The sequence below is a fragment of the Enterobacter sp. HSTU-ASh6 genome, from assembly GCF_026319105.1.
Classification (GTDB): Bacteria; Pseudomonadota; Gammaproteobacteria; order Enterobacterales; family Enterobacteriaceae; genus Enterobacter; species Enterobacter sichuanensis.
In genome coordinates, this window is sequence record NZ_WSPD01000001.1 from 317,169 (window position 1) to 335,590 (window position 18,422).

The 18,422-nt window shown below is 57.5% G+C and carries 17 protein-coding genes; 11 read left to right on the forward strand and 6 right to left on the reverse strand.

Translation table 11 applies throughout. The features are described 5' to 3' along the window. The first annotated feature begins 94 nt into the window (after window positions 1–94). Window positions 95–979, forward strand: coding sequence for a LysR substrate-binding domain-containing protein (locus GM298_RS01515; RefSeq protein ID WP_095448965.1), 885 nt, complete (start codon window positions 95–97; stop codon window positions 977–979). On the opposite strand, the gene GM298_RS01520 is transcribed toward GM298_RS01515, so the two are convergent. The 4 genes from GM298_RS01520 to GM298_RS01535 all read right to left on the reverse strand — a co-directional run bounded on the left by GM298_RS01520 (window position 970) and on the right by GM298_RS01535 (window position 4,369). Then, window positions 970–1,881, reverse strand: a complete 912-nt coding sequence (locus GM298_RS01520) for a LysR family transcriptional regulator (protein WP_266153413.1) — start codon at window positions 1,879–1,881, stop codon at window positions 970–972. The genes GM298_RS01515 and GM298_RS01520 overlap by 10 nt on opposite strands. 1 nt (window position 1,882) lies before the next feature. Further along, the gene (locus GM298_RS01525; RefSeq protein WP_025756474.1) at window positions 1,883–2,869 is read right to left on the reverse strand and encodes an MBL fold metallo-hydrolase; all 987 of its coding nucleotides are present in this window, start codon (window positions 2,867–2,869) and stop codon (window positions 1,883–1,885) included. 142 nt (window positions 2,870–3,011) lie between these two features. Next, entirely contained in the window at window positions 3,012–3,764 is a 753-nt protein-coding gene (locus tag GM298_RS01530; RefSeq protein ID WP_266153415.1) for a 5'-nucleotidase, lipoprotein e(P4) family, read from the reverse strand. A 77-nt stretch (window positions 3,765–3,841) separates the two neighbouring features. Next, on the reverse strand, window positions 3,842–4,369 hold the full coding sequence (locus GM298_RS01535; protein WP_025756472.1) for a GNAT family N-acetyltransferase: 528 nt from the start codon (window positions 4,367–4,369) through the stop codon (window positions 3,842–3,844). Between the two features lie 132 nt (window positions 4,370–4,501). Between GM298_RS01535 and treZ the strand changes: the two genes are divergently transcribed. Genes treZ through glgX form a run of 3 tightly spaced genes read left to right on the forward strand, consistent with a single transcriptional unit; the run spans window position 4,502 to window position 10,842 of the window. Then, window positions 4,502–6,289 (forward strand): malto-oligosyltrehalose trehalohydrolase, encoded by a 1,788-nt coding sequence (gene treZ, locus GM298_RS01540; protein WP_266153418.1) that lies wholly within the window; start codon window positions 4,502–4,504, stop codon window positions 6,287–6,289. After that, window positions 6,286–8,754 (forward strand): malto-oligosyltrehalose synthase, encoded by a 2,469-nt coding sequence (treY, locus tag GM298_RS01545; protein WP_266153419.1) that lies wholly within the window; start codon window positions 6,286–6,288, stop codon window positions 8,752–8,754. Before treZ ends, treY begins: the two co-directional genes overlap by 4 nt. 15 nt (window positions 8,755–8,769) lie before the next feature. Next, entirely contained in the window at window positions 8,770–10,842 is a 2,073-nt protein-coding gene (gene glgX / locus GM298_RS01550; protein ID WP_128339399.1) for a glycogen debranching protein GlgX, read from the forward strand. Window positions 10,843–10,844: 2 nt separating this feature from the next. Here glgX and GM298_RS01555 read toward each other — a convergent pair whose 3' ends face one another. Next, window positions 10,845–11,390 carry a winged helix DNA-binding protein gene (locus tag GM298_RS01555; protein ID WP_266153421.1) on the reverse strand — a complete coding sequence of 182 codons (546 nt, stop codon included), beginning with the start codon at window positions 11,388–11,390 and terminating at the stop codon, window positions 10,845–10,847. A gap of 198 nt (window positions 11,391–11,588) precedes the next feature. Between GM298_RS01555 and GM298_RS01560 the strand changes: the two genes are divergently transcribed. The 6 genes from GM298_RS01560 (at window position 11,589) to GM298_RS01585 (ending at window position 15,880) form a co-directional block, all read left to right on the forward strand. After that, window positions 11,589–12,311, forward strand: a complete 723-nt coding sequence (locus GM298_RS01560) for a DUF969 domain-containing protein (RefSeq protein WP_266153422.1) — start codon at window positions 11,589–11,591, stop codon at window positions 12,309–12,311. Next, a complete protein-coding gene (locus GM298_RS01565) occupies window positions 12,308–13,294 on the forward strand; it encodes a DUF979 domain-containing protein (RefSeq protein ID WP_047958615.1) in 987 nt (328 codons plus the stop codon). Before GM298_RS01560 ends, GM298_RS01565 begins: the two co-directional genes overlap by 4 nt. Before the next feature lie 9 nt (window positions 13,295–13,303). Further along, on the forward strand, window positions 13,304–14,299 hold the full coding sequence (locus GM298_RS01570; RefSeq protein ID WP_259564596.1) for a DUF2891 domain-containing protein: 996 nt from the start codon (window positions 13,304–13,306) through the stop codon (window positions 14,297–14,299). Between the two features lie 269 nt (window positions 14,300–14,568). Continuing rightward, on the forward strand, window positions 14,569–14,961 hold the full coding sequence (locus GM298_RS01575) for a polymorphic toxin type 44 domain-containing protein (RefSeq protein ID WP_266153427.1): 393 nt from the start codon (window positions 14,569–14,571) through the stop codon (window positions 14,959–14,961). Continuing rightward, on the forward strand, window positions 14,939–15,373 hold the full coding sequence (locus tag GM298_RS01580; protein WP_094917317.1) for a hypothetical protein: 435 nt from the start codon (window positions 14,939–14,941) through the stop codon (window positions 15,371–15,373). Before GM298_RS01575 ends, GM298_RS01580 begins: the two co-directional genes overlap by 23 nt. 21 nt (window positions 15,374–15,394) lie before the next feature. Beyond that, the gene (locus tag GM298_RS01585) at window positions 15,395–15,880 is read left to right on the forward strand and encodes an Hcp family type VI secretion system effector (RefSeq protein WP_266153428.1); all 486 of its coding nucleotides are present in this window, start codon (window positions 15,395–15,397) and stop codon (window positions 15,878–15,880) included. A 115-nt stretch (window positions 15,881–15,995) separates the two neighbouring features. Here the strand turns inward: GM298_RS01585 and GM298_RS01590 are convergent, their stop codons facing one another. Further along, entirely contained in the window at window positions 15,996–17,399 is a 1,404-nt protein-coding gene (locus tag GM298_RS01590) for an MFS transporter (RefSeq protein ID WP_266153429.1), read from the reverse strand. 117 nt (window positions 17,400–17,516) lie between these two features. Here GM298_RS01590 and GM298_RS01595 point away from each other — a divergent pair, with 117 nt between their 5' ends. Further along, a complete protein-coding gene (locus GM298_RS01595; protein WP_095440658.1) occupies window positions 17,517–18,422 on the forward strand; it encodes a LysR family transcriptional regulator in 906 nt (301 codons plus the stop codon).

Genomic DNA, 18,422 nt, shown 5'->3' on the forward strand with positions numbered 1-18,422 from the left:
ATACCTCCATTTTTATGGCAATGACCAATACCATCAATTGCATCATTACTGTTAAATTGATAAGTAAATTTATATCAATAAAGGAAGTCGTCTCGTGCAGTTTCGTCAGATGCGCCACTTCATCGTCGTGGCCGAAGAGCTCCATATGCACCGGGCCGCCGAGCGTCTGAACATGGCGCAACCGGCGCTTAGCCAGCAGATAAAGGCCCTGGAGGAACGTTTAGGCGTCACGCTTTTCAGCAGGGCGAACCGCCGCTTGACCCTGACGCCCGCGGGCGAAGCATTTCTTGTGAAAGCCCGGCTTGCCATCTCGCTGACCGAACAGGCGGTGCTGGACGCCAGACAAACGGCACGGGGCGAGCAAGGTGTGTTAAACCTCGGGTGCGTGTCGAGCGCGATGTTTGACGGCAGGCTACCCGCTGCGCTGCGCCAGATGCACCGCCGCTGGCCCGCCATTACCATGTCGCTGATAACGGGAAATGTGCAGACGCTCTACGCCGCCGTGCAGAGCAACCAGCTGGATGTGGCCATCATCCGCGCGCCGCTGCCGTCGCTGCCGGACGATCTGCAAAGCCGGTCGTTCACCTCGGAGAAAACGGTGCTGGCGCTTTATCGTCAGCATCCGCTGGCCGGGTCCGCCGCGCTGACGCTCTCGTCGGTGAAAGACGAAAAATGGATCTCCCTGCGCGACCCGGAGGGAATGGGGCTGGAGCAGTACTTCTATGACGCCTGCAGCGGAGCGGGCTTTCAGCCGGACGTGGTGCAAAATGCGACCGACGTGCCCACGGTGATAAGCCTGGTTTCGGCGGGGTTTGGGCTGGCGCTGCTTCCCGCGTCGGCAAAGGCGGTGAGCGTTGAGAACGTCGTCTACGTGGACATCCTCGACCGACTACGGGAGAGCGAGCTCACCCTGGTTTGCCACCGGATTATTCGCTCAGAGGTGCTTAAAAAGTTTCTGGTTACGCTCGATCACACCTGATGTCCAGCCGCCCGCAGCAGCTGCTCGCGCAGCCAGGCGTTCGCCGGGTCCTGGCTGTTCTTCGGGTGCCAGTACATGTTGATGGTAATCGGCTGGAGCGGCAGCGGCGGCGCAAAGAGATCCAGCGTGCTGGCAAACTGTCTCAGCATTCGTTCCGGCAGGGTGCATACCAGGTCGGTACCGGCAACCAGCGCAGGCGCCACGGCGTAGCTCTGCGTGGACATGGCGACGTGCCGCTGATGGCCCAGCCCGGCGAGGGTTTGATCGACAAAGCCGGTGAACGGATCCCCCGCCGACGACACCACCAGATGAGAAAGCGCGCAGTAGCTTTCCAGATCCAGCGGACCTGTCCCGCGCGGATGCCCTTTACGCTGGGCGGTGGCAAACGCGTCGTCGAGAAGTTTGCGCCTCACCCATCCATCATGGGCGCCTGCGCTTACGCCGATGTAGATGTCCACATCGCCGTTCTCCAGCTGCTGCGGCAGTTCGGCCATCTCGGGCAGGGCGAAGCGCAGGCGAATACCGGGGGCATCGGTACCCACCTGGTTAAGCAGCGCGGTACCGAGCATCAGCGCCGGGTTTTCATGCAGCGCGATCACAAAGGTCCGGCGGCTGGTTTGCGCCTCGAACGTGGTGGGGGAAAACATCGCGCTGATACCGCGCAGTACGCTTGCCACCTGGGGCTTAAGCGCTTCTGCGCGCGGCGTGGGCAATACCCCGCGTCCATGCGGGGAGGGGATAAACAGCGGTTCGCCAAAGAGCGTGCGCAGACGCGCAAGACGGGCGGACAGCGCGGGCTGGCTGATGCCCAGCCGCGCGGCCGCATGGGTGATGTTCCTGTCCTGAAGCAGGGCATCCAGCGTCAGGAGCAGGTCTATGTCCATGTCAGATATCCGCGTCATCTTATTTCGCGCTGCTGGCGTCCCGGTTGGTATAGGTCACAGGGACCCAGGCATAGCCGCCTTTCTCGCCTTTCGTCACATAGCCGATGCCCGGGAACGGCAGATGAGGCGCGGCAATGAGGTCCTTGTTTTTCACAAAGTCAGCGAACGCCTGCTCGCGTACACTTGCCGCTTTGTTCTCATCTTCATCGTAGGTGATGGTCACCGCAGGCTGCGGGAACTGGACCGCCGCGGCGTGAATGATGTCGCCCACGAAGGTGATCTTCTCGCCTTTACTTTCCAGGGTGTAGAAGGCTGAACCCGGCGTGTGTCCGGGATGAACCGTGCCGGTAAGCCCCGGAAGAATCTCCGATGTGCCGCTAAACGGCACCACTTTACCCGCGTCAAGATAGGGTTTTAAGGTCTTCTGCGCGACATCGAAGTAGTTCTTGCCGTAGCCAGTTCTCTTCTGATTGTCGTCGTTAAAGAAAAAGTCGATGTCCGGTTTACCAACGAAAACGCGCGCGTTGCTGAACACCACCTTGCCGTCTTTCACCAGGCCGCCCGCATGATCGGAGTGCGCGTGGGTCAGCAGGACTTCAGTAATGTCCTCGGGTTTTATTCCCTGCGTGGCGAGGCTCTCAACCAGACGTCCGCCGGCATCGGGGCCAAAGAGCTGGCCTGACCCGGTATCCACCAGAATTTTATGTCCGGGTATCGCAATCAGGAAAGCGTTGATGGACACCTCAGCAGGGTTGGTCTGGAAATTTTTCGCGAGCAGGGCATCAATGTTTTGCGGCGTTGTCCGGCGCAGCAGCGTGTGCAGATCCTGCGCGACGGTTCCGTCCGTAAACGAGGTAACAAGCACGTCGCCGACCTGCACGCTGTAACCGCCCGCCGGTTGTTTAACGACGTGCTGCGGCGTTTCTGCAGAGGCCTGGAGCGCAGGGTAAAAAAGTAGTGAACTGGAAATCAGCGTGGAAAGAGCAAGTTTTTTCACGGTAAGCATACGAGTCTCCTTTGAAAGTGCTCATCTTACTGCTCCGTAAAATTATAAGAAGCTGCCCAGAAATGATAGGACCTATAAACGGGATGGATAGGAAACCGAAGGGCCGGGAAGGCGCGCGATAGCTTTCCCGGCTCGTAAGACATTATTTTTTCAGCGGTGCGTTCCAGCTGTCCGGCGTGGCTTTGGACCATGAGCCATAAGCGGCATTAGGCAGCACAATCCAGTCATTGCCGAAGTGCGCCTTACTGGCTTCAACCAGCTCGCGCTGCTGCTCGCTTGGTTTTTTGTTTTTAAACTGCACCGCGAAATCCGGCAGGCTGTCGCCGAACAGCATCACGATCTGCTGCTTTTTGAGAATGCTCTGGCGACGCTCTTCCTTGCTGACGGTATCCAGCAGCACGCTTTCGTCGGAGACCTGCGGAAGTCCGAGGGCTTTTAAGGTATTGAGCGTATCGGCTTTGTTTTCCTGCATACGATCCGAGACATAGTAGATACGGACCTTACTTTGATTCACGTGGTCAAGAAACGCTTTCGCCCCCGGGATCAAACCGGGTTTCCCCTGTTTCTCCCAGTCGCTCCAGGTGTCCCATTTTGTAAAGTCGTGGCACTGCTCTGTGTCGCGCACCAGCAGAGGCGTGTTGTCCAGTACCGTTTCGTCCAGATCCATCACCACGGCGTAATTTTCGGGCGTTTGCAGATTTTTTAATTTTTCATTGAAACGCTCGGTGGCAAACCGATATGTCTGTAGCTGCAGGGCCATAATCTCAGCCGATTTCTGCTGATAGCGCAGCGCCATTTCGTACGCTTTGGGTTCACACAGGTTGCTCTCAGCGGCCGTTGCCGTCGCACTCAGAACAGGTAATGCCAGCAGTACTGCCTTCGCCATAAAATTCACGCTTCTTTCCTCAACGCCTTGTTTAAAATCCGGAAAGGGTAGTGAAATTTAATGACAAATTGATGAATGCCGCGTCGCTATACCAGCATGTAATACCAGAACAGGGCGACCTCGTCTTTTTCCGGTAGGGCGTTGTAGAGATAACGATCGTATCCGCCGAGGGTAAAACCATAATGGCGGTAGAAAAGACAGGCAGACACGTTTACATTCTGGGTTTCCAGTCGTAACCCGGCAGCATTGACGCTGCGGGCCCAGACGTGGGCGGCGGCCATTAATTTTTGAGCCGCGCCGGTTCTGCGTCTGGCGCGATCGACGGCAATATAATCCACCGAAATAAATTTATTCCAGCTCATTGAGGCGGTAATAAATCCGGCTATTTCACCGTCATCAGTTTCGGCGACAAGAAATATGGCGTCCGGATTTACGCAATGGTTTTCAAGGGTTTGTATGTCGAGCTCGTAGGTTTTTATCCAGGGCTCGGCAACGGCTTCGATATGCAAATCACAGTGGATAAACGGCTCTCGGGCAATGTGGCTTATGGTGAAAGAAAAGTCACAACATTCAAGACGAACGAGGTCGGTATTTAATCCTTTTCGAATCTGCATAGTATTCTCTGTAGTGAGTTATTTCATAAAGAATAGACGAAGCGGATAAATCCGCTGAGCTCACGCACTTTTAATCCTGAACTAAGCTTGTACTTCATTCCGCGTAAAATGTGGGTCATTCGAGGACAATGAATGGAATTCAGGACATTTCAAAAGCAGTGGGGTGCTGAGTTTATTTCCGATGACGTTGTACGTTTTCGCGTCTGGGCAGAAGGACAGAATAAACTTACGCTTCGTCTGGACAACGCCGACGTGCCGATGACGGCAACGGGGAGTGGCTGGTTCCAGGCAGACGTACCCGGCGTCACGCACGGGACAGAATATCAGTTTGTCCTGCAGGACGGCATGACGGTGCCCGATCCCGCGTCACGGGCGCAAAAGGGGGATGTAAACGGACCTTCCGTGGTTATCGATCCCCGCCGCTGGCAGCCCGTCAACCGGGAATGGGCCGGACGGCCCTGGGAAGAGACGGTCATCTACGAGCTGCACATCGGCACCTTCACTCCGGAGGGCACCTTCCGGGCGGCCATCGACAAGCTGCCTTATCTGGCAGAGCTCGGGATCACCCAGCTTGAAGTGATGCCCGTCTCCCAGTCTGGCGGTTCCCGCGGATGGGGGTACGACGGCGTACTGCTGTATGCTCCGCACGCCGCCTACGGCACGCCGGAGGATTTCCACGCGTTTATTGATGCCGCGCATGGGCTGGGACTTTCCGTGGTGCTGGATATCGTGCTCAACCACTTCGGTCCGGAAGGGAATTATCTGCCCCTGCTGTCGCCGGCGTTTTTTGATGCGCAGCGCACGACGCCCTGGGGTAACGGCATCGCCTATGAGCTGGAGCCGGTCAGGCAATATATTACCGACGCGCCGCTCTACTGGTTGACGGAATATCGTCTGGATGGCCTGCGGTTTGATGCCATCGACCAGATTAAAGACGCCTCGGATACGCATGTTCTGGTGGAGATAGCCGGGAAGATCCGTCAGGCGATCCCGCACCGGCACGTTCACCTGACTACGGAAGACAGCCGCAACGTGATTTTCCTGCATCCGCGCGATGAACAGGGCCACACGCCGCTGTTCACCGCCGAGTGGAACGATGATTTTCACAACGCTGCTCACGTGTTTGCCACCGGTGAGACGCACGCCTACTACCAGGATTTTGCCTTTGAGCCGGAGAAAAAGTTCGCCCGGGCGCTGGCGGAAGGGTTTGTCTACCAGGGCGAAGTGTCCCTGCAAACCGGTGAATCCCGCGGGGTGGAGTGCCACTCGCAGCCGCCGCAGTTCTTTGTCGATTTTATTCAAAACCACGATCAGACCGGGAATCGCGCCCAGGGCGAGCGGCTTATCTCCCTGGCGGGTGCCGATAAGACGCGGGTACTGCTGGCCGCGCTGCTGCTTTCCCCCCATATCCCGCTGCTGTTTATGGGCGAGGAGTACGGTGAAACGCACCCGTTCCTGTTCTTCACCGATTTTCACGGCGAACTGGCAAAGGCGGTGCGGGAAGGGCGCGCGAAAGAGTTTACCGGCCACGCGGGGCACGATGACGACGTACCCGATCCGAATGACCTGAACACCTTTCTCCGCTCAAAACTCGACTGGCATAAAATCGCCACCGACGAGGGCAAAACCTGGCTGCGGTTTACGCGCCACCTGCTCACGCTGCGTCATCGCTATATTGTTCCGCTGCTGCAACAGAGGGGCGCCGTTGAAGGCAAGGTGGTCGCGACGGCCCCCGGCATGGTGGCGGTGAGCTGGCGCTTCCCGTCAGGGACACTCTCACTGGCGTTGAATATCGGAACCCGACCCGTCGGGCTGCCCGCGCTCGCGGGGGAGACGCGCTTTGCCTGGCCGGACGTAGACGACGTTTTACCCCCGAACAGTATTGTTGTTCGCTTTGCTGATGGAGAAGCATCGTTATGATCCCTTCCGCCACATACCGTATTCAGTTCCGTAACGGAATGACCTTTGACCGCGTCGTCGCGCTGGTGCCGTACCTGAAAGATCTCGGTATCAGCCATCTCTACGCCTCGCCGGTGTTTACCGCAACAAAAGACTCTACCCACGGCTATGACGTGACCAACCCGAATGAAATTGACCCCGCCATCGGCGGACGAGAAGGGTTTGACCGCATGGCCGCGGCGCTAAGGCAGGCCGGTATGGGGCTGATTCTGGATATTGTCCCAAACCATATGTCCACCTCGCAGGAAAACGCCTGGTGGCGGGATGTGATTGAACATGGCCAGCAAAGCCGCTACGCGGGCTATTTTGATATCGACTGGTCGCGACCGCTCACGTTGCCGTTTCTCGGCGATACCTTTGAGGTGGAGCTGGAGAAGGGAGCCATCACGCTAAAACGTGACCCTGTCACGAAAAAGGCCGCGCTGGTCTACTACGACGCCGAGTATCCGCTCAACCCGGGTACGTACAGCGAGGAGAAGAGCATTGCCGAGCTGCACAACGCGCAAAGCTGGCGGCTGATGTCCTGGCGCGAAGCGCCAAAACAGCTCTCATGGCGACGCTTCTTTGAGATCACCGGGCTGGTAGGCGTCCGGGTTGAAGATGAGGCGGTCTTCGACGACACGCACTGTCTTATTCTTGAACTGGTCCATGCGGGCGTGGTGGATGGCCTGCGCATTGACCATATCGACGGCCTTGCCGATCCGCTGGGCTATCTGCAGCGCCTGCGGCAGGCAACCGGACCCGACTGCTACATTACGGTCGAAAAAATTCTCGCGAAGGGAGAACAGCTCCCCACAGACTGGCCGGTCTCCGGCACTACCGGCTATGAGTTTATCGCCTCGCTGGCGGAGGTGCTGGTCGACGACGCTAACCTGCCGCGCCTGGAAAAAATCCACGACGAGACGCTGGGGGGCACGGTCGATCGCCACGCTGAACTGCGGGACGCTAAGGGCCTGATGACCGATCGCAATTTTGAGGGTGAATTCACCACGCTGCTCACGATTGCGGCTGACCTGGCCCGGCATAATGACGTTGCGCTGACGCGCGATGAGATCCGCCACGCGCTGCGTGAACTGCTTATCGCTTTTCCGGTCTACCGCACCTATGGCACCCGGGAGGGGTTAACCCCGCCGGACGTGGCGCTGCTCAACCGCGTGGTCGCCAGCGTGGAGACCTCTGAAGCGGCGCTCAGCCTGATTGTGCGCATTCTTACCGGCGACCTGCCGGAAGATTGCCGCGAGAGCGCCGCGCTGTTCAGAACCCGCTTCCAGCAGCTTACCGGGCCGCTGATGGCGAAGTCCGTTGAAGACACGCTGTTCTTTCGCCATAACCTGGAGCTGGCGCTCAATGAAGTAGGCGCCGACCCGACGCCGCGCGCGTTCTCGCTATCCCGTTTTCACCAGGAGATGCGCATTCGTCTTGCCCGTCAGCCCGACGCGCTGCTTGGCACCTCCACGCACGACACCAAGCGCGGGGAAGATGCCCGGGCGCGTCTTTACACCCTGACGGAAGCCCCGGAACAGTGGGGGGAAAACCTGGCCCGCTGGCGACAGATGAACCAGACCCAGGTGCGTTTCCTTAATGACGGTACCGCGCCGAACGCCGCTGACACCTGGATGATCTACCAGGCGCTGGCGGGTGTCTGGCCCGCCACGCTGTCTCCCGACGACGTGGACGGGCTTAAATCACTGGAAGCGCGTTTCCTCGGATTCCTGGAGAAAGCGCTGCGCGAGGCGAAACAGCGCACCGACTGGATCGACAGCAACGAGAGCTATGAGAGCGTGGTGCTGAGCTACGCGCGGCACCTGCTTTCCCCGGACAACAGCCCGTTTCTGGAGGATTTCAGCGAGGCGATGCAGCCCTTTATCCGCGCCGGGCTGATGAACAGCCTCAGCCAGACGGTGATCAAGCTGACGGCACCCGGTGTGCCGGATATCTATCAGGGCAGCGAGGCGCTTAACTTTAGCCTTGTCGACCCCGATAACCGCCGGGAGCCGGACTTCCCGGCCCTGGAAAGACACCTCAGCGCGGCGGATGCCCGCGTGTTTAACGACCCGGCCTGCTGGCGGGACGGAAGGGTAAAACAGTTCGTTACCGCCACGCTGTTACGGCTTCGACCGCATTACGCCTCACTTTTCCATTACGGTGACTGGCTGCCGCTTAAGGTGACCGGTGAGCGTGAGGAGAATCTGATTGTTTATGCCCGCGTTAAGGACGATGAGGCGCTGATCGTTGCCGTGCCGCGTCTGGTGTTTGACGTCACCGGTCACGACAGGCTGTGGGTGAATACCACGGTAGCAATCCCTGCAGAACTGGCCGGGAAGCGCTATCGGGATCTGTTCAGCGGTGAAAGCCGCATTCTGCAAGAGACGCTGGATTTAACGTCAGAAAAGGGATGTGTACTGGTTCTGCTTACCTGCGAATAATCGTGGAGAACGAAAATGGCTAAGGATACAACGTTTGAAATTCGGGCCGGTCATGGCCAGCAGTTGGGGGCGAATTATGACGGGAAGGGGGTCAACTTCGCGCTGTTCTCCGCTCACGCCGAGCGGGTGGAACTCTGTCTGTTTGACCCGTCCGGGAAAACAGAAATCGCCCGGCTGGAACTCCCGGAGTATACCCACGAGATCTGGCACGGTTACGTACCGGATCTGAAGCCCGGCGCGCTGTACGGCTATCGCGTCTACGGCCCTTACGATCCGGAAAACGGTCATCGCTTTAACCCGCATAAGCTGCTTATTGACCCTTATGCCCGTGAACTGGTGGGCGATATCGACTGGAACGACGCCCATTTCGGCTATGAGCTGGGGCACGACGAGTTAGATTTGAGCTTTGACACCCGCGACAGCGCGCCGTTTACACCGAAATGCCGGGTCATCGACCCCAATGCCTTTGACTGGCAGGACACTAACCGACCAAACGTCCCCTGGCCGCATACCGTCGTTTATGAGAGCCATGTGAAAGGCTTTACCCAGCTCAACCCGGCCATACCGCCCGAACTGCGCGGCACGTTTGAGGGGATGGGGCATAAAGCCTCGGTTGACTATATCAAGAGCCTGGGCATCACCGCGGTAGAGCTGCTGCCGGTTCACTGGTTCCCGGACGATCAACACCTGCTCGACCGTGGCCTGAAGAACTTCTGGGGCTATAACACGCTGGGCTTTTTTGCCCCGGCGTCACGTTATTACGGACCCGCGGGGATCCAGGGTTTTCGCGATATGGTGCGCGCGTACCATGACGCGGGCATCGAGGTGATTCTGGACGTGGTGTATAACCACACGGCGGAAGGCAATGAACTTGGCCCCACGCTCTCGTTTAAAGGGATTGATAACTACAGCTATTACCGCACGCTGCCGGACCAGCACCGGTATTACATCAACGACACCGGTACCGGGAATACGGTGAATACCTCGCACCCGCGCGTGCTGCAGATGGTGATGGATTCCCTGCGCTACTGGGCGGAATCGATGCATATCGACGGTTTTCGTTTTGACCTCGGGACAATTCTGGGTCGCGAGCCCGAAGGGTTTGATCCGCGCGGTGGCTTCTTTGACGCCATGACCCAGGATCCGGTGTTATCCCGACTGAAGCTGATTGGTGAGCCCTGGGATATCGGTCCTGGGGGGTATCAGGTCGGCGGTTTCCCGCCGGGCTGGGGGGAGTGGAACGACAAATACCGCGACACCGTGCGCGAGTACTGGAAGGGAGATAACGTCTCTACCGACTTTGCCGCGCGTCTGCTCGGCTCCGGCGACCTGTACGATCTGCGCGGGCGTCGCCCGTGGGCCAGCGTCAATTTCATCACCGCCCATGACGGCTTTACGCTGAACGATCTGGTGTCGTACAACGAGAAGCATAATGCCGACAACGGCGAGGACAACAACGACGGCCACAACGATAACCGGTCGTATAACTATGGCGAGGAAGGGCCAACCGGGAACCCGGAGATCATTGCCACCCGGGAGCGGCAGAAGCGTAATTTCCTGGCCACGCTGCTGCTGTCTCACGGTACGCCGATGCTGCTGGCCGGGGACGAGTTTGGCCGGTCGCAAAAGGGCAATAATAACGGGTACTGTCAGGACAGTGAGATCTCATGGATCAACTGGAAGGGACTCTCTGACAACGACACCGCGCTGCGCGAGTTTACCCAAAGGTTGATCGCCCTGCGCGCGCAGCAGCCGCTGCTGCGCCGTGAAAGCTGGCGCGACGGGCTGGAGATCCGCTGGTTCAATGCCGGCGGCGGTCCGCAGCAGGCCGAGCAGTGGGATGAAGGCTCGACGCTCGGGGTCTCCATCAGCAGGCCGGATCTTCAGCAGGAGGAGGGCATCTGGCACGACGTGCTGATGCTGTTCAATCCGTTTGAAGGCACCGTGCCGTTCCAGATCCCACAGTTTGGCGAAGGGGGATGGGTGCTGGAACTCTCCACGGCGGATGACGCCGCCGGGACAGCGATCACCGAAACCGTCGAGTACGCACTGGCCGGACGCAGCATTACCCTGTTCAGACGTCCTTAGCCTCAGAGTGATGCCGCCGCGCGGGCGGCGGTGTCATACAGGGAGGAGATCGTGCGTAACAGCTGCGCGGTTTCCCCAATCGATTTCCCGGCAATTCCGCTCTCCGCGTGGATCGCAATTAAACACGCTTCCCGAACGTCCCGGTACCTCATGCACAACGCTTTCCCCTCCTCGGTGGTGGAGAAAAAGAGCTCTTTGCCCGCTTTTTCACTCGTCACGTAGCCCGCTTTGACCAGCTTTTTCAGGGCGTAGGTCACCACGTGGGTATCTTCCACGTTGAGAACGAAACAGATATCGGCCAGCTTTTTCTTGCGATCGCGGTGGTTCACGTGATGCAGCAGCGAGACGTCAAAGGCGCCCATGTCGGGCTCGCCCGCTGCGGTCATGCAGCGCAGCATCCATTTGTTGAAGGCGTTGCTGGTCATGATCAGCGCGTATTCCAGCTCTGACAGCTCCGCGCAGCGCTCGGACACCAGATGGCGGGAGGAGACGATCCGGCCGTCGTTGATATCGTCGTGATGGGGGCTAGCACTCTTTTCTGAAGTCATAACGTTCCTTAACCAGAAATGTAAACTCATCGATAAAATAAGAACATTTTATTGATAAATTGTTTACATGTTTTTGAGGTTCAGATATAGCTTTTTAGCGCAGGTTTGCCAAACCTGACGAAAAACACAACATCGCTCGCCGCAAATTAAAAAAATAGCCGTCGGCGCGCAACGCTCACTTTCGATAGGGTAAACGTTATGGACGGTACTACGCTGTTGCCGCTGATCGGGATACCGATCGTGGTTATTGGTTTTGCACTGCGCTTCAACCCGCTGCTGGTAGTTGTGGTCGCGGGGCTGGCGACGGGTCTGCTGGTCGGTATGGATTTCGGCATGCTGCTGGAGACCTTCGGCGAGAAGTTCGTGAACAGCCGCTCGCTGGCCACCTTCATTCTGATCCTCCCGGTAATTGGTCTGCTGGAATATTACGGGCTTAAGGAGCGCGCCCAGGCCTGGGTGGCGAAGATCGCCAGCGCCACCTCGGCGCGCATTCTGATGCTTTACTTTGTGGCGCGTGAAGGCACCGCCGCGCTGGGGCTGATGTCGCTGGGCGGTCATGCTCAGACGGTCCGTCCGCTGCTGGCGCCGATGGCCGAAGGGGCGGCGCTGAACGAATACGGCGAACTGCCGCAGCACATCCGCGACAAAATCAAAGCTCATGCCGCCGCGTGTGACAACATTGCGGTCTTCTTCGGGGAAGATATCTTTATTGCCTTTGGCGCGGTGCTGCTGATTGACGCGTTCCTGAAGGAAAACGGCATTGAGGGCATCGAACCGCTGCATATCGGCCTGTGGGCCATTCCAACCGCCATTGCGGCATTGATTATTCATATGACGCGCCTGCTGCGCCTTGATGCCAGCATCCGTCGCGACGTCATGGCCTGGCGCGCCGAACACGGTACGCAGGAGGCCGCGCAATGATGACGCTTATCTCCATTAACCGCGTGTATTACCTGATTGGCTTTGTCGTGATGCTGCTGGTCGTGATGACCCTTCGCGATCGCGCCAATCCGAAGCGTTTTACCACCGCGCTGTTCTGGTTCTTGTTTGGCGGGATCTTCCTGTTTGGCGACCTGATGGTGCAGGAGCTGGGTAAATCCCTGGCGTACCGGATCATCGGCGGCGGCGTCATTGTTATCGCGCTGCTGGCGGGCTTTGGCCTGGTGGGGAAAGGGCACTATAAAATGTCCACCGAGGAGGAGCGCGTCGCCTCTTCGAACAGACTGAAGAACTGGCTGTTCCTGCCCGCCCTGATGATCCCGGTGGTGACGGTGATCGGTACCCTGTTCCTGAAAGGGGTGTCGGTTGGCGGCGTGTTCCTGCTCGATCAGAAACAGCTCACCCTGGCGGCGCTCTGTGTGGCCTGCGTTGCGGCGATCCTTACCGGCTGGTGGCTGACCAAAGGCACGCCGCTGCATGCGGTTCGCCAGTCTCGTCGCCTTGTCGATACCATCGGCTGGGCGGTGATCCTGCCGCAGATGCTGGCCATGCTTGGCGGGGTCTTTGTGGTGGCGAACACGGGGGACTCGGTGCAAAAGGTGGTGAGCCTGTTTGTGAACCCGGATAACCGCTTTATGCTGGTGGTCATTTACTGCGTGGGGATGGCGCTGTTTACCATGATCATGGGTAACGCGTTTGCGGCCTTCCCGGTATTAAGTGCCGGTATCGCCTTGCCGTTCCTGATCAACGTGCATCACGGCAACCCGGCGCCGCTGCTGGCGATTGGCATGTACGCGGGCTATTGCGGCACGCTGATGACGCCGATGGCCGCGAACTTCAATATCGTTCCCGCCGCGCTGCTGGAGCTGAAGGACAAATATCAGGTGATCAAGATCCAGATCCCGACCGCGTTAACCCTGCTGGTGGTGAACGTGTTCTTAATGTATTTCCTCGTGTTTCGCTAAGGAGCTGTCATGGAATTAACGCAACATCAGGCTGACGCGTTTGCCCGCATGCCTTTGACCTATTTGCGCCAGGAATACCCGAACCACATCATGCACCTGCTGAATGATGATGGCGACGTGCTGCCGCCGCGTGAACTGCACCCAATTTTCTACGGCTGTTTCGACTGGCACTCTGCGGTGCACGGCTACTGGCTGCTGCTGCGCTGCGTGCGTCTCTATCCCGACTTGTCGTGCCGGGAAGCGATCGTCGCGCTTTTCGACGAGCACCTGACCGAAGAGAACGTGGCGAAGGAGCTGGCCTATTTCACCGCGCCGTTCCGCGCCTCGTTTGAGCGGCCGTATGGCTACGGCTGGCTGCTGGCGCTGGCCCAGGAGCTGAAACAGTCGTCGTTGCCACAGGCCGCAGGCTGGTATCAGACGCTGGCGCCGCTCACCCAGGACATTCGCAACCGGCTGGTGGATTATCTTGCTAAGCTCACCTATCCGATCCGCGTCGGGACGCACTACAACACGGCATTTGCGCTCGCGCTGGCGCTCGATTATGCCCGAGCCGTAGAAGACAGCGCGCTTGAGCAGGCTATTCTGTCCTCGGCCGAGCGGTTTTATCTTGCCGACACGCGCTATCCGGCCCACTACGAACCCGGCGGTGATGAGTATATTTCCGGCGCGTTGACGGAAGCGCTGCTGATGAGCAAGGTGTCAAAGGACTTCCCGGCGTGGTTTGACGCGTTTCTGCCGGATGTCGGCTCCGTTGCGGCACTGATGAACCCGGCGGAAGTGAGCGATCGTACCGACCCGAAAATTGCCCATCTTGACGGGTTAAACCTCAGCCGCGCGTGGTGCATGAAGCACATTGCGAAAGCGCTACCTGCCAGCCACCCGGCGCAACTGGCGCTGCGCGATGCGGTGGCGAAACACCTGACGGCGAGCGTCGGACATGTGGTGGGCAGCCACTACAGCGGGGGACACTGGCTGGCGAGCTTTGCGCTGCTGGCGCTGGAGTAAACCATTGCGCCGTCTTTCTTGCCGGGTGGCGCTGCGCTTACCTGGCCTACAAAACCCGTAGGTCCGTGCAAGCATAGCGCCGCCGGGCGAATCAGGCGGATGCCCTCACTGCAGGGCGCAGCCTGCTCAGGCTAAGTTTCTTTGATATTTAATGCGATCAATATCTTAGATAGGTGTTTTCCCGTCATTTATCTGGAAACAGATATCTTTTTTACTATTGCAAAAGCGTATGATAGCGATTTTATAACCATGAATAATGAAGGGTTAATATGGCTGTTATACCTTTGTTACCAAAAGAAGGAATCGCGCTTGTTTTGGCAAACATGAGGATTGCAAGAGCGCAAGGTATGAGTAGAAACATGGCTATCCCAACGACTTATCTTTGGTTTTATCAAAAAGTAAGAAATAAGGGGCCGTGGGATTACAAACAAGGACACCCTGAGCTAGCAAACTTTGGGAACTTCAATTATGGTTCGGCTGGTTATGCCGCCGGGATCCCATCAGAAACGTTGTTGATGGGTGCTGGATGGGCGCAGGAAAGAGCTAAAACCTCTAAAAAGAAATGGGGTCACTGGTATCAAAAACCGCCTTATGGGGATGATCCTCGCGATCAGTTTTGGATAAGGCAAGGTATCGATTATGCAAAGAAACACGGTTATTAAACGGCTTCACTGCTTACTCACAACGATTCTTTTGTTCGTTGTTTGTGGGTTTCTGGCATACCAATACTATTTTTATGCTCCTCCTCACGATAGCTTTGTAAGCAAACAGAAACTATCTGATACCGTCACACTGTACATTACAAAGTATGACGATGGAGGCGCAACGGTGTCTGATGTTTACCGCTTCTATTTAGATAAAGACAACAGCGGGAACATTATGAAAGACCTTGAAGATCGTTCACCATTCCTTGAGGCCAATACAAGCACTGTTACAGCTTCTGCTTATGGGAACACGGTCAATGTAAAAATTACGGGCAAGGTTTATTCATTCACTAATTCTGATCTGTTCTATGCGGATGGTATAGCGATCATGCCAGTGATTAACCTCATAGCAAATGGAACAAGGGACTAATTAGCATAAGGAGATTTAGAAATGGCTGTACCAGTTCACCTCTTTTTGAAAGACAATGGCGGAGCAATGATTCGAGGCGGTTCTGATGTAGCAAAACGTGAAGGAAGTATAGAGCTTAGAGACTTGATCCATAATCTGAGCATTCCGACAGATGGGGCAACAGGTAAACTTACAGGAACAAGGCAACACTCAGCATTCAGTTTAACAAAAGCTATTGATTCGTCTTCACCCTATCTATACAAAGCCGTAGCAACTGGTCAGACGCTTCAAAGTGCTGAATTAAAATTCTATCACATCAATGATGCTGGTCAGGAAGTTGAATACTTCAACATCCTTATGGAAGGCGTGAAAGTCATTTCAATAACTCCAATAATGCATGATACAAGAGATTGTCCCGGTACTGGGCACATGGAAAATGTATCTTTGCGATATGCAAAAATCACATGGAAAATTCTGGACGGTAATATTCAATTCAGCGATGCGTGGAACGAGCGTCCAATAGATTGAGATTGATGACAACCCCTGTCATCAACAATTGCGCCGTCTTTCTTGCCGGGTGGCGCTGCGCTTACCCGACCTACAAAACCCGTAGGTCCGTGCAAGCGTAGCGCCGCCGGGCGAATCAGGCGGATGCCCTCACTGCAGGGCGCAGCCTGCTCAGGCTAAACAATACCGATCCCGTCGAGGCGATGACGGCTATCCACAGTGCAACCTGGATGGCATGTTGATGGTCCCATCCCGCCGTCGCGGCCAGCAGCACGCCCACTGCGGCGGCGCCCAGACACTGGCCGAACGTCCTGACGATAGACAACACCCCTGAGGCATAGCTGGCATATTCCCGCGCCACGTTAGAGAGCATCTCCCGGTTATTGGGGCTCTGGAAGCAGCCAAACCCCATCCCGCAAACCAGACTGCGCAGGCAGATATTCCATGCGGAAGGGCTGTCTGGCAACGTCGCCAGCAGGACCAATCCACCGACAAAAATCATCAGCCCGAGGGTCGAGATCAGCGGCGCGGAAATCGTATCTGCCCAGCGCCCCGCATGCGGCGCGATCAGCACAATGCCAATCGGCCACGGGGTGAACAGCAGTGCGGAAACCACCGGGCTGTAGCCATAGACGCCCTGAAACAGGAACGGCAGCGCGACAAACGTGATCCCCTGGCTCACAAACGACGCCAGCGAGGTCAGCGCGGCGAGGGTGAAGCGTGCGTTTTTGAACATCACGGGCGGCAGGATGGGACTGCGCGCGCGACGGACATGCCAGATAAAGGCGAGGGCACTCACCAGAGCAAGTACGCCCCAGCACACGGCGGCCCGGTTAAGGTGTTGCGTCACGTGCTGAAGGCTGTCGGCCATCATGATCGCGGAACCTAACAGCACGGCGGAAAGCACGGCGCCCGGTGCATCAAAGGGCGATCGGTCAGTCGCCGGAGCCCGCGGCAGGGCCCGCCATGCCAGCAGCAGAGCGATACTGCCCGGAATAATGTTGATGGCGAACAGCCACTGCCAGCTCAGGGCGTCCAGTATTGTTCCGCCGAGAACCGGGGCAATTGCCGTACTGGAGGCGATGAGCAGGGCGTGTAACCCCAGAATACGGCCAAGCAGTCGACCCGGGAAAACGGAACGCAGGATCGCCGGGGCGATACTGAGGGTGGCCGCGCCGCCGACGCCCTGCAGACTACGCATCCCGGTTAACATCTCCGGCGTGGTTGCCAGCGCGCAGCCGAGTGAGGTGAGCGTAAAGGTGGCGAGCCCGGCCAGAAAGACCGGTCGATAGCCCACGCGTGCCGCCAGTGCCGCGAAGATGGCTAACGTCATCGCTGCGGAGAGCAGATAACCGTTGGCGAACCACACCGCGATATTCGCAGGAACCGCCATGGCCTCAGCCATCGAGGGGAGCGCAATGTTGATCATGGTCCCGTCAAACACGCCCATCAGCGTGGTGGTCATGACGGCGGCCAGGACCCGGGCGCGTTCATGTCCGGGTAAACCTTCATCGCCGGGCTGGTTTGAAAATAGCGTCATCGTCGTCACTCCAGAGAAGAATATTGATGACGAAACTATATTCATGCGCTATACAGGGCGGAAGACGCAGCAATTGCACTTTATCATTGCATGTAACGCCATATCTGAGGATTCACCGTGTCCGATCCTGATTTTAACCTTCTGGTTGCGCTCGATATTTTGCTGGCAGAAGCCAGCGTGGCGGGTGCGGCGCGACGTTTAAACCTGAGCACCTCCGCCATGAGCCGTACCCTTAGCCGGCTGCGGGAGGTGACCGGCGATCCTATTCTGGTGCGGGCCGGGCGTCATATGGTCCTGACGCCCTGGGCAGAAGCCACCCGGGACCGCGCCAGAAGCGCCGTGTATGAGGCAAGGGCGGTGCTCCAGCCCTCCACTGAAACGCTGAAGGTGGAAAGCCTTGAGCGGTTGTTCACCATCCGCGCGAACGATGGTTTTGTGGTGGCGTTTGGACCGCTGCTGATTGCCGCGGTGGCGAGCGTTGCGCCCGGGGTCTGTATTCGTTTCTCGCCGAAACCTGAAAAAACGTCGCGCTATTTGCGGGAGGGGCTTGTCGATCTGGAGATTGGCGTTCAGGGCAATATGGGGCCTGAAATACGTCTGCAAAGACTCTTTCAGGACCGGTTCGTTGGCGCGGTGCGCAAGGGGCATCCGCTGTCATTACAGCCGGAGGTCAGCCTGAGTGACTACGTTGCCTGGGGCCATGTGCTGGCTTCGCCCGACGGTTCGTTACGCGGTTTTGTCGATGAGGCGCTGGCAGAGCGGGGGATGAAACGCAAGGTCGCAAGCGTAGTGCCCGGTTTTCCGACAGCGTTATCCGTGGCGCTGGCATCCGATTTGATTGCCATGGTACCGGCGCTGTACCTGCTCAATCAGCCGATGTCTGAGCGCGTACACGTCTTTGAGCTGCCGTTTAAGACCCGCACCATTACGGTTTCACAGATGTGGCATCCGCGTATGGAGCGGGATCCGGGGCATCGCTGGCTCAGGGAAAAGGTCCTTGAGGTGTGCCGCACGGTTTGCTGA

Bases quoted from the DNA above. Each gene is read 5' to 3' on its own strand.
- GM298_RS01520 (WP_266153413.1), bottom strand. From the start codon at position 1,881: ATGACGCGGATATCTGACATGGACATAGACCTGCTCCTGACGCTGGAT.
- GM298_RS01525 (WP_025756474.1), bottom strand. From the start codon at position 2,869: ATGCTTACCGTGAAAAAACTTGCTCTTTCCACGCTGATTTCCAGTTCA.
- GM298_RS01535 (WP_025756472.1), bottom strand. From the start codon at position 4,369: ATGCAGATTCGAAAAGGATTAAATACCGACCTCGTTCGTCTTGAATGT.
- treZ (WP_266153418.1), top strand. From the start codon at position 4,502: ATGGAATTCAGGACATTTCAAAAGCAGTGGGGTGCTGAGTTTATTTCC.
- treY (WP_266153419.1), top strand. From the start codon at position 6,286: ATGATCCCTTCCGCCACATACCGTATTCAGTTCCGTAACGGAATGACC.
- glgX (WP_128339399.1), top strand. From the start codon at position 8,770: ATGGCTAAGGATACAACGTTTGAAATTCGGGCCGGTCATGGCCAGCAG.
- GM298_RS01555 (WP_266153421.1), bottom strand. From the start codon at position 11,390: ATGACTTCAGAAAAGAGTGCTAGCCCCCATCACGACGATATCAACGAC.
- GM298_RS01560 (WP_266153422.1), top strand. From the start codon at position 11,589: ATGGACGGTACTACGCTGTTGCCGCTGATCGGGATACCGATCGTGGTT.
- GM298_RS01565 (WP_047958615.1), top strand. From the start codon at position 12,308: ATGATGACGCTTATCTCCATTAACCGCGTGTATTACCTGATTGGCTTT.
- GM298_RS01570 (WP_259564596.1), top strand. From the start codon at position 13,304: ATGGAATTAACGCAACATCAGGCTGACGCGTTTGCCCGCATGCCTTTG.
- GM298_RS01575 (WP_266153427.1), top strand. From the start codon at position 14,569: ATGGCTGTTATACCTTTGTTACCAAAAGAAGGAATCGCGCTTGTTTTG.
- GM298_RS01580 (WP_094917317.1), top strand. From the start codon at position 14,939: ATGCAAAGAAACACGGTTATTAAACGGCTTCACTGCTTACTCACAACG.
- GM298_RS01585 (WP_266153428.1), top strand. From the start codon at position 15,395: ATGGCTGTACCAGTTCACCTCTTTTTGAAAGACAATGGCGGAGCAATG.
- GM298_RS01590 (WP_266153429.1), bottom strand. From the start codon at position 17,399: ATGACGCTATTTTCAAACCAGCCCGGCGATGAAGGTTTACCCGGACAT.